This is a genomic window from Paenibacillus sp. cl123, assembly GCF_900101595.1.
Taxonomy (GTDB): Bacteria; Bacillota; Bacilli; order Paenibacillales; family NBRC-103111; genus Paenibacillus_G.
In genome coordinates this window covers 183,215-201,385 of sequence record NZ_FMYY01000010.1, presented here as the reverse complement: position 1 = coordinate 201,385, position 18,171 = coordinate 183,215, and the positions used below count along the sequence as shown (strand labels likewise).

Sequence of the window (18,171 nt, the reverse complement as noted above, 5' to 3'; positions counted from 1 at the left end):
TACAAGAAGCTTAAATCCATTTCGAGGATCTCCACAGCCGCGAAATTTTTGTACCTCTTTTATGACATTAGGCCGAATATGTTTTTTATGTTTATCTACAAAAGCATCCCAGTGCCGATGCTCATCGAAAAATATTTGCTTTAAGATGTTCGAGTCCATACCTTTACCTTAACAGAAATTTAAATAAGGGGTAAGCTTCGCTCACCCCAAAACTTATAAATTCTTATATGTCAAAAAAAGAGGCGCCGAAGCGCCTCTTACTGCAATTTCTCATCTCCGGCACCCGTCCGGCCGCTTGAAAGGCGGAGGGGCGAGCGGATTTCATATATAAGGATGCTGGACGTTATTTGGCCAAGCTGCGCCAATGCACGACAAACTCACCCTCATGAGGAGCCGCTCCTCCTTCGAAGTGGCTGTGCTCCTCCATGGCATTCCCGCATTCGCATGACATCTGGTCGGCGCCGTAATTATCCGTCCCGAAGACGATTTGCTCCCGGCGATAGCTGCGGCGGCCCGGAACGACTTGATATTGTTCTCCGCATTGCAGGCAAGTAATCAAAAATCCGGCTGGCATCTGGCTTTCATCCTTTCGACCTTCTTGGATGTTTATGAATCTTGGCAGTCTTCTGCTGAACTGCCCGGCCTTAATCGAGAAAATCTTTCAGCCGCTTGCTCCGGCTCGGATGGCGCAGCTTGCGAAGCGCCTTGGCTTCTATTTGCCTGATGCGCTCGCGCGTCACGCCGAATACCTTGCCCACTTCCTCCAGCGTGCGAGTTCGGCCGTCATCCAGTCCGAAGCGCAGGCGAAGAACATTCTCCTCCCGCTCCGTGAGCGTATCCAGCACATCCTCCAACTGCTCCTTCAGCAGTTCAAAAGCGGCGGCGTCAGCGGGCGCCGGAGCGTCGGAATCTTCGATAAAATCACCGAGATTCGAGTCGTTTTCTTCGCCGATAGGCGTCTCCAGCGAAACAGGCTCCTGGGCGATCTTCATGATCTCGCGCACCTTCTCGACGCTCAGCTCCATCTCCTTGGCCACTTCCTCCGGCGTCGGCTCGCGGCCGATTTCCTGGAGCAGCTGCCTGGAGACCCGGATCAGCTTGTTGATCGTTTCCACCATATGTACCGGAATCCGGATCGTTCTCGCCTGGTCGGCGATAGCGCGCGTAATCGCTTGGCGAATCCACCAGGTTGCATAGGTACTGAACTTGAAGCCCTTGGTATGATCGAATTTCTCGACTGCCTTAATCAATCCCATGTTGCCCTCCTGGATCAGATCCAGGAAAAGCATCCCGCGCCCCACATACCGTCTCGCTATACTGACGACGAGCCGCAGATTGGCCTCTGCCAGCCTGCGCTTGGCCGCTTCGTCACCGGCTTCGATCCGCTGGGCAAGCTCAATCTCCTCTTCGGTGGACAACAGCTGCACCCTTCCGATTTCCTTCAGGTACATCCGGACCGGATCATTCGTTTTCAAGCCCGGAGGCAAGGAAAGATCATCGTCTACTTGAAACTCGTCAGACGGCTGCCCGCCGCGGGCCGAAGAAAATTCTTCGTCCGACTCGTCATGAATATCGATGCCGAGCTCTGATAAATGCTCAAAAAAATCATTGATTTGATCGGGATCTTGATCGTATGGCGAGAGCTTATCCATAATTTCTTTATACGTCAGGGAAGAGTTCTTCTTTCCCTGCTCGATAAGCTGCTCTCTGGCCTGCTCCAGCGTGATGTCTGTCTCCAGTTTGGTCTGTTGTTCGTTCTCCATCGATCTGCCCCCGTTTACAAGAGAATGGCTTGGTCAGCCCGTTGACTTATACTTATGAATATGCTATGATGAACATATATATCATCGGTATTTACCCTTTTTGCCTTCACTATCCGCCATTATATCATGTACGGATACATAAATCAACTGAATACTAACCGCTAACTAACGTAAGCCATAGTCTGCTTGAAGTAGATTATGGCTTTTTGGTTTGCGTCCCCCTGCCTCCGTTAGAGCGGCTAACACAAGCAACCGGTCCACCCTGTGCAGAAACACTGTTTTTTGCATCGTCATAAATGTGGATACATGATATAGTTATACCGGGCTTTTCAATCCTCGCGAATACATGCATGTGAAGGAGAGATCGAATTGGGATTCGGAACGTTGGCGCATACGGTCGGCAAACGGCCGCTTAAGGAGCTGGTGAATCAGCTGGCTTCGTATGATATTGATTTCGTTCAGCTCGCTTTGCAGAAGGCCATAGGAGATATCGACTTGACCCCCGGCAAGCTCAGCCCGGGACTTGCCAACTATGTGGCGGAGCAATTCGATCAAGCAGGCATTCGCATCGGCGTGTTGGGCTGCTACATTAACCCGATTCACCCGGACCCTGAGCAGCGCCGGATGGAGATCGAGCGCTTCAAGGAGCATCTTCGCTACGCTCGTGACTTCGGAACCTCCATCGTGGCGACGGAAACCGGGAATCTGGACACGTTCGCCGGGCTAGAGCCGGAGCATTATGAGGAATACGGCTGGAATGTGCTGAGAAGCACCGTCGAAGAACTGGCCGAAGAAGCCGAGAGATGGGGCGTACATATCGGCCTCGAGCCTGTAAGCGTGCATACGCTGTCCTCGCCTGCCAAGATGAAGCGCCTATTGGACGAGGTCCCTTCGTCCAACCTGGGAGTCGTGTTCGATCCATGCAATCTGATGGATCAGCATAATTTCGAGCGGCGCAACGATATCGTGGACGAACTGTTCGAGCTGGTCGGAGACCGGGTCATCCTTGCCCATTTGAAGGATGTCGTCTACCGTGCAGACGGACGGCCGACATCCGTGAAGATGGGACAAGGGCAGTTCGACATCGAACGCTTTTTCACAAAGCTGCACGCGCGCAAGCCATTCGTCGATATCTCCTTGGAGGATACGCAGGAGCAGGACTTGCCCGAAGTGCTTCGCTATGTAAGAGGCCTGAAGGACGCCGTCCGCAGCCGATAAAAGTATACCAGCAAGAAAAGAGCAGTCCGGTCCACTGGACTGCTCTTCTTTATGCAAAATATGAAGAGTGCGAGGGAAGCCTCCTGCGCCTCCCTGCATCATCGGCGCTGGGCTTCACGGCTCCTTCACCGCTAAGTTGCAGATGCCGTGCCATACAATCCGGAGTTGATCCTGTACCCCTCTCGTCCGTTACATTCAGAGAGGCGGAAGGGACGCGCCTCAGGCTCTCAACGTCCCGCAGCCCGTTCATCCTGGCTCGCCCAGCCTGATCTTGAGGATTAATGGCTCTTCGGTCAACCCTATGTCGTCCAAGCTCAAACCCTCCGCCTCGCAAGCCCCCGGGGGCAGGTAAACCTTGACCCGCTGTCCGCCCGAGACAGAGCGAAGCGCCGCCAGCAGAGAGCCTGTCCCGATATCCCATTCGAGTGTACAGAGGACGCCTCCCCTAGCCAGAAGAGGCCCCGCCTTCCCCGTCCTCCAGCGGTTAGGAAGCGCCGGCAGCAGATGCAGCTCGCCGGGCGCGGAGAACAGCAGCAGCTCCTGGACTGCCGCGCTCCAGCCCATATTCGCATCCAGCTGGACCGGCGCCCAGTCCATATCGACGCCGATCCCCATCCCCCGCCAATCATTGTGCAGTGTCATCAGATTGTTCATTACGCACGATCTGCTCAAAATCTCCAAGCATTCAAGCGCCGCATCTCCTCGGCCCATCCGGGCATAGTTGCCCGCCATATGAGCCAGCGACCAGCCGGACTGCTCCTTCAGGCCGATGATCAGCCGCTTCTCGATGGCCGTGACAAATGCCTGGAAAAGCTGAGGGTCGCTGCCGCGGGTCACCTCGATACCGGGAAAGATCGGATAAGCATGCGATTGATGCCGATGCCGGTAATTGTCCGTAAATTGCGGATGCATCCACTCCCTGACGGCTCCGTCATCGTTGATCTGGTAATCCGGAATCCGCCGCAGCATCTCTTTCCACTTCGGAATCTCTTCCAAGTACCGGCCGGCTTTCTCCGCTCCTTCCACCAGATGAGTCAGCAGCTCCTTGGCAATTGCGAAATCCATGGTCGCATTCACCGCGGTTCCCATCGAGGTTTTCGGTCCTCCCCAATAGTTGCCCGGCGTGTTTTCCGGTGAATTGGAAGGACTGCTTACGTACAGACCATCCTCGCCTATCACGAAGAAATCTTCATAGAACAGGGCGGCTTCACGCATAAACGGCAGCGCCCGCTCCCGCAAAAACTCCCGGTCCTGCGTATGCAGATAGTAATCGTAGTAATGCTGGGCGATCCATCCGGCCCCGCCTGTCCAATGGATGATATGGGGCGAGAGATGCTTGAGCAGACCCGAATCCGGCGCGGTAGGAGCCGGTATCCAGATGCCCCGGCAGCCGTATAGCTTCCTGGCATTGGTCCGGAAATCCTCCATATGCCTGTCCATATAATTGAAGACAGCCGGCAGCAGCTCGGGCATATTGCCCGACAGCGCCTGCCAGTATATCATTTGCATGTTTTCATTGACCATATGAAACGCCCAGACCGCATCGTAATCCCCGCACCACAAGCCGTACAGATGGCACGGCTGTCCGTCCCGTCTGGAGCTAGAGATCAGCAGATAACGGCCATACGCCCACATCCGTTCCATCAAAGCGTCGGGCACGCTCCCTTGGTAAGCTTCCAGCAGAAGCTCCTCGTTCGAGCGCTCCCGTCCCTCCGCCCTCAGATCGAAATCCATCGCGTGAAACAGGCGACCGTGCTCGGCGGCATGTGGCCTCAGCAGAGCCTCATAATCTGTGGCGAGCAGGGACAGCTCAGAGCGCAGCCTCTCCCATTCCGTGACACGCTGCCCCCGCGTAAAAACCTTCAACAGGACTAGCACGGACTCCGCTCCCGCAATCTGCACGCCGTCGCTTTCTCCTAAGCCTGTCTTCTCCGCAGACGCATTCGCCCCCCTGCTGACGATCCGGGCAACAGCGCCAAAGTCGGAGCCGTCTTCATGCTCAGCCGCATAATACAGGAAGCCGTCCGCATATTTCGTCTCATCGCGTTTCGGAAACACGACCTGCTCAGGACGCCGGCAGTCCCTTTTGTCATGCAGCTGGAGCTGCAGACGAGCTTCGACGGAAGCGGGTCCTTGCTTGCCGATCTCCATAACAACGGCGTCGTCGGTTCGGGAGACGAACAGCTTGCGTTCGTACCGGGTCGCTCCGTCCGTCCAACGGACAGCCGCTTCGCCGGTTCCCATATCCAGCTCACGGCGGTAGCTGCGGAACGGCTGCTCCAGCGGCATATACACCATCAGATCGCCAAGCGGCAGCGGCGAAGCCATTTTTGGATTATATCCGCTTTCTTTCAGCGCATTGGAGAGAATGCGGTCCGCACGGAGAACATCGCCTTCCTCCAGCAATCTGCGCGCCTCGGGCACGCGGTCGCTCACATCCGGCAGGACGGGCGATTGTCCGCCCCGCCATAACTCCTCGTGATTCAAAAGAATTCTCTCTTCATGAATGCCCCCGTACACCGCAGCGCCGATCTTGCCGTTCCCGCAAGGGAGAGCCTCTCTCCATAAAGAACGCCACCAGGAGGCGGGATACTTCATAATGATACGATGCTTCATCAGCTGCGATTTTCCGAGACGATGACGCCGTCGCCTTTTTTGTACCGCTCGGTAGCTTCCTTCAGAATTTCATTGCCGCCTTTGTTTTTATATTCTTCAATCACCTTCGGCCAGTCCGAGATCGGCTCTTTGCCGTAGATCATTTTCGTCATATGGTCGATGATCAGCTTAGGCCCTACATCGTCCCCGAGCGGAGTCAAATCCGGATATTTCGAGTAAGCCTGCAGCGTCGGCACGAACCGTACCGAACCAAGTCCTTCCTTCGAAATGACCGTGTCCATATATTTGATCATATCGCGACCGTTTTGCGTCATTTCTTCTTTGGCCTTGTTGTAGACCGTGTCATGAACGAACCAGAACATGCCGCGGAAACCGTCTTCGTCGAGCGCTTCCGTCGCGGTCGGAGGCGTGAACTTGATCGCGCCGTTTTCTTTCGTATAGGTGTCCCCCTCGATGCCGAAGGAAAAATATATTTCTGCTTCGGGCGTTGTCATCCATTCGAAGAATTTGATAATTTCAATCGCTTTTTCCTTGGACACCTTGCTGTTGATGTAATAAGACGTATTGATGCTCGAATAAAGCAGATGTCCGCCTCTGTTCTCCGGACCGCGCGGCGACGGGATGATCTCGACTTGTGCGCCCGGCGTGCTGGCCCCGATTTTATTGCGGAAGTTGCTGAGTCCCTGAGCGTTGGCCGACCACATCGCCGCCTTGCCGCCCTCGATATTTTTGCCGTAATCTCCCGAGCTGATTGTTGCAAAGTCCTTCGGAATCAAGCCTTCATCGAACATCGTCTTGAACGTTTGGAGCGCTTTCGTCATATTTTCCACATCAAAAAATTTCGGCACAACCTGGTCGTTCTGGATTTCGAATTGCGAAGGCAGCACATCAAAGGCTCCAAGTATCGTATCCGCATATTTGAAGTTTTCCCGCATCTGATAGGGATGCTCGACGCCCAGCTTCTTGAACGCTCTCATCACCTCCAGAAACTCGTCCACGGTTTTGGGAGCAGGCAATCCCGTCTTGGCCAGCAGATCGGCCCGGATAAAGGTCGCGCGGCGCGATGGATTCGACAACCATGCGGGAATCCCGTAAATTTTGCCGCCAAAGCTTGTTTCCTGCCAGGCTTCCTTCGGCACCGACTTCATGATCGTCGGAGCATATTGCTTCAGCAGATCGTCCAGCGGCATGAACACGCCGGCTTCGACCGAACCGGACATGCCTTTCGTGGTAGCGCCTCCAACATTTTGCACCACATCCGGGATGTCATTCGATGCGAACATGAGAGACATCTTCTGATCGAATTCTTTCAGGGCGATCATGCGGAAGTCGATATCTGTATTGGTGAGCTCCTCCAGCTTTTTCACCCATTTTTCATTGTTGACATCAGCCGATTTCTCCGCATGCTTGTTGCCGCTGGTTGTCATGGACATGCTGAACTTCAGCTTCTCCGCGGGTTTATTCTCTGCTGCCGTGCCCGGAGCTCCCGTATTGGTATCGCCGCAGGCAGATAATAGGCTGACCGTTAGTGTACCTGCCAGCGTCAGATGTAAAGCCTTCTTCATAGCTTCCCCTCTTTTTCCCTAAGATGAACCAAGCAGTTGCGCCGGTTATAGCTTTATAGTAACCATGTTCATGTCTTCGAGGAATGTCATTTTTTATAGTCGTGTTGTGTTTGTTTTTGAAAATAGCCAAAAAACGACCCCTTCAGCGCTAGTTTACGCTAAAGGGATCGTTTTGAACGGCTCGGCTTAAGGCGCCGGGCTTCCTGCTTTATTTACTTGAGCCAAGCATCAAGCTGCGAATATCCTCCATATCAATGACCAGGTGAATATTGTTCATCGTGCGCAGCGAGCCGGATATAATGCCTGTCACCCGTCCGAACCGGTCGATGACCGGGCCTCCCGACATGCCGCTGGCCACCTGAGCGGATGTCAGAATCCGGCTGCGGCCGTTCACTTCGGCCTTGGGATTGTTCACAATCCCTTCGGTAATGATGGGCGTATCGGCCATCGGATATCCGAGAGCAAATACTTGCTCGCCGTAATTGACCGCAGTCTCTCTGATCGGTAGATAGTCGTAAAGCTTCTTCTTCCCGTCCTTCGGATCGGGCAGTTGAAGCAGCGCCGCATCCGTCTGCTCATCGTAGCCGATCACCTGAATCGGGCTAACTACCCGGCCATCGCGAAGCGTACCCTCGATACGCTCCGCTCCTTTCACCACATGATAGGCGGTGGCGGCCCTGCCATCCGCGGAGAGGATCACGCCTGTGCCCGTAGCCTTCAGCGAATCATCCTCCCGCAGAATGCGGAGGTACATCAACGCGTCTTCGCTTCGGCTGAACGTATCCTCGGCATTGTAGACGGCAGGCGTATCTGCTTTCGCATGCATCCATACTGCCGCTCCGGACAACAGAGAGATCAGGAAGCCTACGATGGCGAGTTTTCTTATCATGGACATTGTTCAGCCGTCCCTCCGATCGGTAATCTTGTTTTTTCTGCTTACTTGGCCGCCGACATGATGTCTTCAAATGCCCAGTGATCCGGCGTCAAATCGTCGAACCGCGCTGGAGCTGCATCCGGCTGCTTCTTGGCTCCGATAATCCGGTTGATCACCACAACGGCTTGAGCCCGGGAAATCTCGCTGTCCGGCTGGAACGTGCCGTCCGGGAAGCCGTCTACATAACCGGCTTTCGTAAAGGCATTGACATACCATTCCGACCAGTGTCCGGCTACGTCTGTCAGCACCGTTTCCCCTTGGGAACGGACATCCAGCTTCAGCACACGGGACATCATCGCCACGAACTCCGCTCGGGTCAGGCCCCGCTCGCCGCCGAACGTTCCATCCTCATAGCCGTCGATAATGCCTGCGGAGGCAAAGAACGCCACATTCGCTTTGGCTGCACCCGTCACATCCTGGAACAGATGAGTGACGCTGACCTTCTCCTTGTCAAGCAGAGGAGCCAGCGCGTCAAGCAGCTCATAGCGGGTGATAGCCGCATCCGGCTTGAACGCTTTATCGTCATAGCCCGCTATATACTTGACCTCGGCGGCATTTTTCTTCCATTCATACTTGGCAGGCTCAACCTCATAGCTGATCGTAATGACGCGATCGTCCTTGTCGGTAATCGCCTTAATCGTCATTTTGCCGGTAATCACGATGCTGCCTTCTTTGTACACCTTGCTTTTCTTGGTCGGCGTGCTGCCGTCGGTCGTATAGTAGATGATCTGACCGCCAGGCGCCGTCAGCTTCAAGATACTGTTCTTCGCCACCTTGGCAGGAGCCGCCGCATCGACAGCGGTCTTGCCGTCGCCTACTGCCGCTTCAATCACTGGAGGTGAAATGAAGGGTCCGCCGCTTCCAAAGCCCCCTCCGGAGGTCTGCTTTGTCCAGACACCGCTCATGACCGGGCTGACCGCCAGATCCTCGGCAATGGCGATTGCTCTGATCGTCGTTGTTGCTGTAAGCGAGATAGGCGCCGTGTAAAGCGTAGACTTGGCGCTTGGCTGACTGCCATCCAGCGTATAGTAGATGCTGGCGAGCGGCTCGCTCGTGGTCAGGGTCACATCCACCTTGGTCGAGAAGGTTTGACCTGCAGGCTGAGCGACAGGTGCCGGTACGGTCTCCGCATACTTGAACGTTGAACCGCCCAGCACGATGCTTCTGCTCTCGCCTGCAACGGTGGCTGTAAGCTTAACAGCCTTGTCTTTCTCTTTCAGCGTACCGGTTACCACTCCTGCGCCATCCTTCGCAAGCTCGGCTGCGGCGTCCGCTTTCCAATCCAGCGCCGCGGCGGATGTCAGCTTGAAGCTGCTGCTGATCCCGCTCATCCAGTCGCCGTCGCCCGGTGTCACGGCGGCTGTGCTCAGCTTGGAGGCAACAGATCCGCTAAACGCTTGAAGTCCCGGATAGAAGCCATCCGCCGCTTCCCAAACCGTGCTGCTCAATCCCGCAGGCAAGGCCGCAAGCGTCAGCTCGCGGGCAAGCAGTCCGGTTGCGCCGGCGTTTGCCCCGCTTACCCGTTTGCCTGCAGCATCGTAGTAAGCAGCATCGTTCATCAACGCTTGCTTGTTGTAGTAGCTGCCTGCGATGCTTACTCCGTCCGCCTTCTGACCCGCAATACCGCCGTAGAACGTTTTGCCGCGGTGGATCAGATTGTCGATGCCGGATGCGACTTCCCCATAGCTCAGCGAGCTGTTGATCGAACCGCCAGCCGCATAACCGGCGATGCCGCCCGCTTGAGCTTTCGTCTTTCCTTCAGCATCTACTTTGCCGGATGCATACACATTGCTGATCGTGCCGCTGCTGATGCCCGCGATTCCGCCAGCCGAAGGCTGCTCGCCTTTCACATGCACATCGGCATACGAGAAAGATTGCTCGATGCTGCCCGCCGCTTTGTTGTCCCCGGCGATACCGCCTGCTGCTGCTGCAGCTTGTGCCGTATCGACTTGAACGCGACCTGCAGCATAGGACTGCTTGATGCTTCCTTCATTCACGCCGGCGATGCCGCCTGCGTAGCTGCCAGTGGCAGTAACAACCGCTTGGGCCGAAGAAGCTTCGATCGAACCGCTGCTCCGGCCGGTCAGACCGCCCACATATGAACCGCCGTCAACCGTCAGCGACTTAGCCGCAGCCGCAATGAGCTTGTCCTTGTTGTCGCCTGCCGCGCCGCCTACGTAATCGGCGCCTTTCACGCTGCCCTGCACGTCAACCTGGTTCACTTCGGCTTCGCTTACGCCTGCGATTCCGCCAGCGTAGCTGCCTGCAGCCGTGACGGCCGCTTTTACCTTGGAATTGCTGATCGTCCCGCTGCTTGTTCCGGCAATCCCGCCCACATAAGCGGCGCCTTCCACGGTCGCATCCAGGATAGAGATGTTCGTCAGTTTGCCCTTGCTGTCGCCTGCCGCGCCGCCCACGTAATCGGCGCCTTTCACGCTGCCTTGCACATCAACCTGATTCACTTCGCCTTCGTTCACGCCGGCGATGCCGCCTGCATAATTGCCCGCAGCCGTCACTTGGGCTTTCACCGTGGAGCCGCTAATGGAGCCGGTGTTTGTTCCGGCGATGCCGCCGGTCTCCGTCGTTCCTTCAACCGTTGTATCCAGAACCGAGATGGCGATCAGCTTGTTTTTGTTATCGCCTGCCGTACCGCCTACATGATCAAGGCCCTTCACACTGCCTTGCACGTCGATCTGGTTCAGCTCGCCTGCATTGGAGCCGGCAATTCCGCCTGCATAGCTGCCTGTAGCGGAGACCGCTGCTTTCACAGAAGAACCGCTGAGCAGGCCGCTGTTCGTGTTCGCTCCGGCCAAACCGCCGGCATAAGACGTACCGGTTACGGTGAGGTCGCGCACAACCGCTTGCTTGATCGTTCCTTTGTTCTCTCCCGCTACCCCGCCAACATAGTTGATTCCTTCAACTTGTCCGCTGATCGTGACATCAACTATCTCAGCGTCTGCGTGGTTAAGGCCGACAATTATACCGGTCCGTGTGCCGGCAGAAACTTGCGCGGCTTCGAATATCACTCGCGACACCTTACCATGATTTTCCGAAATAAAGCCTTGTACATCCGCTGTGCCGGCTGCGTGCTTGAAGCCTGTAAGCCTAAAGCCTTGACCGTCAAACTGTCCGCGCAGATCGTCGAATGGCGTCCAGCCTTTGCCCGACACATCCAGATCGGCGCCAAGCTTGATGACATCCATAGCCGGCCGCTCCGTCGCCGTCCGATGGAACAGCTTGTAATAGTCAAGTCCCGTAGCCTGATTGTGCAAGCGAACGATCGCATGCAGCTGCTTCGGATTCATGATCATCCAGTCCGGGGCAACCGTCCTGTTCAGGAACGGAGCCTCCAGATCGAAGTTCCAGCTCAGGAATGCGCTATATGAAGCGGCAGCGTCGCCTTTGGCATTGCCCGTCGAAGTGCCGAGACTGTAGCCGATCGGATTCATATCCGCCGTGTAGGAAGATGCAAGCACCTTGCCGTCGCGGAAATTGTAGCCGACCAATGCGCCTTTATAGATGTTCGCCCCGCTCACATTGACCGTCAGTACAGCCGTTTTGACAAATACATCCTCCAGCTTGCCGTCATTATAACCGGCAAAGCCGCCAGTGTAGGAGCGCGTCGGCCGATTCACGCCAGTCGTGGTCAAGCTGTCCTGACTTGCATACGCATGTTTGATCGCGGCATTCCGCTCCACGGCTCCGGCGAAGCCGCCGCTGCCCGTATCGTAGCCAGTATTCGCTACTTGACCGGCCGCATAAGCGTCGGTAATCGCGTAACGGTCGATGGAGCCGGCAAACCCGCCCGCATACGAACCGGTAATCCCCTTCGCTTCTACCGAACCAAGCGCATATACACGTTCCATCGTACTGCTGCCGATATCGGAATCACCGAGAAGTCCGGCGAAGCCGCCTGCATAAATCGTTGTGTCCTGGTTATCATCCGTAACCTTCACAGGCATCGCTGCATAAGCATTCGTTACCTTCGTGTTGTCGCCGCGGCCAATCAGACCGCCCGCATGCACGGCAGGCACAGTTCCCTGCTTCGTTACCGCGCGCCGCACGTCAATGGATTGCCCGTTCGGCGAAGCTGCGGAGGTGTAGTGAATTTCCCCGCCAGTCGAACGACCAACGACTCCACCGACATCATAAACGACACTTGTATCCGCCATGATGCTTTGCAGCGGCTCCGAGCTGACGATGATCCCGCTGCTTACACCGGCGATACCGCCGGCAGCAGACACTTTTCCTCCATGCAGCTCCAGGTTGATTGTCGTTTTGGAGTGGTAAACAGATGCTTTGTCCAACTTACCGACAATACCGCCAAGCTGCAGATCGGCTCCTTGATCCGTGCCTTGAGCGATCAGCGGGTTCCCATGAACGACGGCCTCATAGATGCCCGGGTATAAAGGCGCTCTGCGGCCAAAATCAAAGGCTTGATTCATATCGGCCGCCGACATCACTCCGGCAATACCGCCCAGCGAGCTTTCGCCGGACTTGGCTGCAAAAGTCAGATTGGATACGGCATCCACCTGGTCCAGAATCGAATCTTGACCGATGCCGACGATACCTCCGGCCGTTACCTGCCCGCCTGCCGCTTGAATCATGGCATCGAAGGCCGCTTCCCGTACAGCCGTGCTGGACAGCTTGCCCGCGATACCGCCAACTACCGACTCCGGACTACTCTCCGGCGAAACGATCAGCAGCTTGTCGACCTTCACCTGCTCCAGATCGAATGTGGCTGTTCCGGCCCCCGTCTTGCTGCCGATCAGACCGCCTACCGTACCGCTGCCTGTCAGGTGCTGTCCGGTTTGGGAAGCCGTCACAGACACATGGGCCAGCGTATTGCTGCTATCCGATTGTCCCGTCAAGCCGCCTACCGTGGAACCCGCGCCTTGAGCAAGGATGGAGCCTGTCGTATACGTCAATATTACGTTTTCTGTCTTGCCCGCCGCTTGCTGACCGAACAAGCCGCCCACCACGCTGTTCGGACCGTAAGCTGCCAGAATGTAATCCATGCTGCGGCTTACTCCGCTAACGGCGCCGGACTGCTTGCCAATCAGGCCGCCCAGCGTCGCATGTTCAGCCGAGCTGCTCAGCACCACACCGGTCGATTGGAAGCTGAACGCGCTTGGCACAAGCGCCCCCAGGTTGTCGCCGATCAAACCGCCCGCAATCGAATTAGCGCCGACAGCTTCTATTTTGCTGCCGCCTTCCAGCGTCACATCCACGTTGGTGAACGTTCCAGTGTTTTTGCCAAACAAGCTGCCTGCCGTACCGCCGCTGATCGCAAGATCCTTGAGCACCTTGATCTTCACATTGGCAACTTGGCCTTGGTTATAGCCGGCCAGCACGCCGGTATGTCCCATCCCGGCAATGGAGAGCGGCTCCATGACCATATTGCTCACTTTAGACTTCGAGCCGATCACGCCGAACAGTCCGGAATTGCTGTGATCCGCTTGGATCATCAAGCCGTCGATCAGATAATGTCCGCCGTCGAATGTTCCCTGGAACGGCGTATCCTCGCTTTTCCCGATCGGCACCCATTGCTTCGATTGAATATGGATCGGATTCAGGATGCGGATCGTCCGCCCGTCGAAATCAAACCGGTCTACGCCAAGAACCGTACCGTTGACCAGTGCGGCCAGACCGGCCAGCTCGGCTTCCGTTTTGATATCGTAAGTGAAGGCGCCTTTGTCGCGCATATACCAGGCAATGTTCGCGTTGACTTCATTGCCGCTTCCGCCGTCACCGCCGGTATTGGCGCTGCGTTGAAGCTCCGGATATTTATATTCCGCATTCACGGAGCCGTACTTCCAAGTATTCGTGAAATCCCAGCCGGACAATCCGGGGAACATCGCCCGGTCCATCAGCGTCTCAGACAGCAGCGTGCTGAGGCGTGCATGCACCTGCAGCCACCGGTGATTACCCTCGGCGAAATCCGGCAGATCTTTGTTGATGCCAAGAGCCTCATCCTTCACGTAGAAGGCTTTGGACAACAGCTCCTTGCTTGCGTTGTCATACCGTCCGGCAAATCCTCCGGCATAAGCGCCATTTTCTGCGAGAACTTGAGCGGCGGAATATACGGTGGACACTTGACCGCTTGTAATTCTTCCGAGGAAACCGCCGGAGAATGAATTTGCGCCTGCGGCTGTTACCACATTACCCGTGTAAGAGTTCGTAATCTGTCCGCTCGCGTGGTCGCCTACAAGGCCGCCCACATTGGTGTAACCGCCATTCGCCGTCACCCTGGATACCGAATGCGATCTATCGATCGCGCCTGTATTGCGGCCCGCAAGACCGCCCAGGAACACGGAAGAACCCGAGGTTCCATGCGCGTTGCCGATTACGTCGATATCTACATAAGAAGCAATGACCTTGCCTTTGTTATCTCCGACAAAGCCGCCTGCCAGCGTTCCTTCGCCCTCAATCGTGAGATTGGAGTTCGAATACGTATAATACAAGGTGCCCGTTGCGGCATTCACGCCGGCAAGACCGCCGATGACGCCGCTATTTCCTTTGGAGGAAACCGGAATTTTATCCGAAATGCTGTTGTTCGCGATCAGGCTGCGGTTTTCTCCGACCATGCCCCCTGTGACGGAGGATGGGGAAGTTACCTGCACTGAGCCCACATACCGGCTGTTTTGAATGGAGCTGACGCCGGTTGCCGGCTGTGCAGCCGGGTCCGTATCCTGCTTATCGTTGACGCCGACAAATCCGCCGACCGTCGCTTGAGCGGCCGTCGCATTAGCCTTGATATTCAAACCGTCCACATAGTTGTTCGAGATGACGGCGGAAGCCGAGCTCCGGTTATAGCCCGCCATCCCGCCGATAACGGATTGAGGACCGTTCACGGCCAGATTGACCGCTTTGCCCGTTACCTTATCCATGGCCGTCTGATCCTGGTAAGCTGTTAGTCCGCCCACATAAGCGGAAGTCGTTTGCGTGCTGGTCGTAATGAGCAAATTCTCGATGTTGATCAGCGTCGAATCTCCCAGCAGCTTGCCTTGTACCATGCGGCCGGCAAGTCCGCCGACTCCGTTCTGTGCGGCATTTGCCGTCAGAGACACATAGTTAGGTATAACGGCTTCCACACGCGGATTCACAATCTCCGTCAGCTTCGCCGAACCGACGACACCGCCGATCCAGGAGCTTGCTCCTGTCGAAGTGACCAGAGCCGACTCCTCCACATGAACATGAGGACGAATGATCTTGGCAGCTGCCGGTCCGCCGTCAGCAACATCCGAACGGCCTGCGATACCGCCTGCCTCTGAGCCTGCCCCGCTGGACGTAATGCCGATCAAAGTCGCATAGCTTTCCATGAGCGTTCCGCGGTTAATGCCCGCGACGCCGCCCAATCGGCTGTCCGGTCCGCTCGATGTCACCGTAATGCCTTCAGCCGAAACTCTCGGCGTATCTCCCAGGTTTTCACCGAAAATACCGCCTGCCGCTGCGCCATTGCCGGACGCAGTCAAGGTCAGGTTTTGAGCTGTCATTGCGAATACAGACGCACCGGCTCCATCCGCTGCCGAGATCGTATCCGCGGCAACCTCCTGGATACCCGCGACACCTCCCGCCTTCGCTTGTCCTCCCTGGAGGGTCATACTCGTTTCCTTGACAGTTACATACACCTTAGGAGAACGGTTATGACCGACAGCTCCCCCGACCTGACTGCTTGAAGCCAGCAGGTCGATTTTCATTTGCTCGGCTGTCACCGAAGTTGCCGGCTGGACGGGCACGGCCGGTTGAGCAGGCTGCCCTACTTGTGCAGCCGCTGTCAGCGAGCCGGCGATGGAGCCGAGCGTATAACCGCTTTGAGTGGCCGAAGTAATCAAGCCGATATTTTTGACATGGCTTTCCGTTAACAAAAACGTGTTTGTGTTGGCCCCCACGATACCGCCCATCGTGACATTGCTTTTACCGGTGAGCGAATCGAGCTTTACGCTGTAATCCGCCGCAAACGCCGGATCGCCCACAGTCGCCTTCGTGATAGAGCCTTGCGCCTTACCGGCAACGCCGCCAGCGACAGCACCCGAAGTTTGCAGGACGATAGTCGTCAGCTTGACGTCGGCCGTATCCAGACTGCCGTTCAGATAACCGGCCACGCCGCCCGCATTGCCGTCCGCGATCAGCTTGGCAAAATCGGCAGCCGTATTGCCAACGCTCGCGCGCTTGATCGCACCGCCGTCCACATAGCCGGCGATTCCTCCGGTATACGACTCGTTTCCTCCGCCAGTGGAAGTAATTTTGCCCTGGAATACGCCGAGATCGATCGCTGCGTTATTATCCGTATGATTCACATAATATCCGACGATTCCCCCGGTGCTTACCGTGCTGCCAAGCTCGGATGAAGCCGCCGTTACGGTAATGCTCTTATTGAACGAAGCGCCGGAAATCGTCTTGTCCGCGCCCTCTTCCGGAACGATCCCGATCAGTCCGCCGGTGTAAATCTTGCTTTGGCCATTGACCTGAATGTTCGCAGTGTTGACTACATTGCTGCTGACCACGCCCGATGTTCTGGCGTAAGCCCTGTTCCCTGCGATACCGCCGGTATAAATTCCAGTACCGCCGCTAACTGAAATTTCTCCGCTGTTGGCGTACGCCTGGTTCGCCGTATTATCCAGCAGCAACCGACTGCCGGCATAACCGACAAGTCCGCCCGTGTAGGCTTCGCTCGGATTTTGCGAGCCGGCTCCTACCGTAATTGCCGCCGTATTTTTCGCTGCTGCGGCGAACGTGACAGCGCCCGTCACTTTACCGATCAATCCTCCGGTAAAGGCTCCGTTTGTCCCGCTGACGGTAACAGGCACATTATTCGTATAAGCTTTGCTCCATGTGAATGTGCTGTTGATATGACCCGCCAACACACCCGTATGCACATTCGAACCGCCGTGGTTCGTTACAGGGGCTGTATTGGAGAAAGCCACCGCATATTGCGGGTTCGCTTGCTCCGTATCAATCGAACCTATGAGAGCTGCCGCATAAGAGGCTTCAGCCGTCGGAGATTGAATCGTAACCGCACCCGTGTTGGACGTATTGTCCGAGAACTCGACAGCCGCTCCGGCGCGTCCGACGATACCGGCTGCGTAAGCTTTCTTGCCGCCCGCAATTTGAACCGGCGCCGTGTTGGCAATCGGCGTGTCCTCGTCCTTCATGCTCAAATTGCCGGCGGCATGACCGACAATCCCTGCCGCATGCGCCGCTCCGGTGCTGTCTACCTGGATGGCAGCTTCATTTCTTACTTTCTTGATGACCAGGCCGCCGCCCTCGCCATATCCGACGATACCTCCGCTTTCGATATCCGGACCTTTGACCGTTATCGGCGCAAGGTTGGTGGAGCCCGTGATGCTGCCTTCTCCTCCGCCGACGATACCGCCCGCGTAAATATGCTTGACGACGAAGTCTGATTGGATAGGAATCAGGTTCGTTACATTATTGACGATACTGTTGTTAACCATTTTGCCTACGGCCGCGCCTACATAAGCCACTGTCGTATCCGGCACGGGAACGAATTCCCAGACCGTGCCATAGGTTTGCGAAGTGACCGGCCGCTGGATATATACAATGCCCGTCACATTCGAGGAGCCTACTTCGATCTGACCGGTATTTGTAAATTTGAAGCCGGTTACCGTACCGTTGTCCATGTAACCGACCAGACCCGCATAGGTCAGGTTACCGCTGAGCTTCATGCCGCGAATCTCGAACACGGCATTTTGCTTGCCGATCAGCGTTCCGCGAAATGGATGCTGGTCTGTTCCGATCGGCACCCACTCGTAAGCGGACAGATCGAGATGCTGATCGACCTCGAGAATTTTATTTCGTAAGCCGTCCACGCTTCCTTCATTAACAAGCTTGGCAGCACCGGCCAGTTTTGCCGGCGTGTCGATAGTGAAGGTTACATAGTTTACATTGTACCAGCTGGTATCCGCATGCTCGGTCCATTTTTCCGTATCCGCGTTCGCGATAAAGACGCCCGCCCACACCATAGCAGCAACCAATATTGCAGCAAATGCAACCCCATAGATCGCCTTGCCCTTCCTTACCATCTGCACACCGCCTTCTTAAGTTCAAAGCC

The 18,171-nt window shown here is 56.0% G+C and carries 7 protein-coding genes; 1 reads left to right on the top strand and 6 read right to left on the bottom strand.

Translation table 11 applies throughout. The features are described 5' to 3' along the window. Nucleotides 1-343 precede the first annotated feature (343 nt). Together BLR08_RS17600 and rpoD are read right to left on the bottom strand one after the other, a co-directional pair. On the bottom strand, nucleotides 344-574 hold the full coding sequence (locus BLR08_RS17600; protein ID WP_072333031.1) for a hypothetical protein: 231 nt from the start codon (nucleotides 572-574) through the stop codon (nucleotides 344-346). Between the two features lie 70 nt (nucleotides 575-644). Further along, on the bottom strand, nucleotides 645-1,763 hold the full coding sequence (gene rpoD, locus BLR08_RS17595) for an RNA polymerase sigma factor RpoD (RefSeq protein ID WP_072333035.1): 1,119 nt from the start codon (nucleotides 1,761-1,763) through the stop codon (nucleotides 645-647). A gap of 369 nt (nucleotides 1,764-2,132) precedes the next feature. On the opposite strand from rpoD, the gene BLR08_RS17590 reads away from it, so the two are divergent. Continuing rightward, nucleotides 2,133-2,981, top strand: coding sequence for a sugar phosphate isomerase/epimerase family protein (locus BLR08_RS17590; protein WP_090586291.1), 849 nt, complete (start codon nucleotides 2,133-2,135; stop codon nucleotides 2,979-2,981). Between the two features lie 246 nt (nucleotides 2,982-3,227). Here the strand turns inward: BLR08_RS17590 and BLR08_RS17585 are convergent, their stop codons facing one another. The 4 genes from BLR08_RS17585 to BLR08_RS17570 all read right to left on the bottom strand — a co-directional run bounded on the left by BLR08_RS17585 (nucleotide 3,228) and on the right by BLR08_RS17570 (nucleotide 18,142). After that, on the bottom strand, nucleotides 3,228-5,597 hold the full coding sequence (locus tag BLR08_RS17585) for a glycosyl hydrolase family 95 catalytic domain-containing protein (protein ID WP_072333038.1): 2,370 nt from the start codon (nucleotides 5,595-5,597) through the stop codon (nucleotides 3,228-3,230). Beyond that, nucleotides 5,597-7,162 (bottom strand): type 2 periplasmic-binding domain-containing protein, encoded by a 1,566-nt coding sequence (locus tag BLR08_RS17580; protein ID WP_072333041.1) that lies wholly within the window; start codon nucleotides 7,160-7,162, stop codon nucleotides 5,597-5,599. Before BLR08_RS17580 ends, BLR08_RS17585 begins: the two co-directional genes overlap by 1 nt. A 208-nt stretch (nucleotides 7,163-7,370) precedes the next feature. Beyond that, entirely contained in the window at nucleotides 7,371-8,057 is a 687-nt protein-coding gene (locus BLR08_RS17575; protein ID WP_072333045.1) for a S1 family peptidase, read from the bottom strand. A 41-nt stretch (nucleotides 8,058-8,098) separates the two neighbouring features. Then, the gene (locus BLR08_RS17570; protein WP_072333048.1) at nucleotides 8,099-18,142 is read right to left on the bottom strand and encodes a chitobiase/beta-hexosaminidase C-terminal domain-containing protein; all 10,044 of its coding nucleotides are present in this window, start codon (nucleotides 18,140-18,142) and stop codon (nucleotides 8,099-8,101) included. Nucleotides 18,143-18,171: the final 29 nt, after the last annotated feature.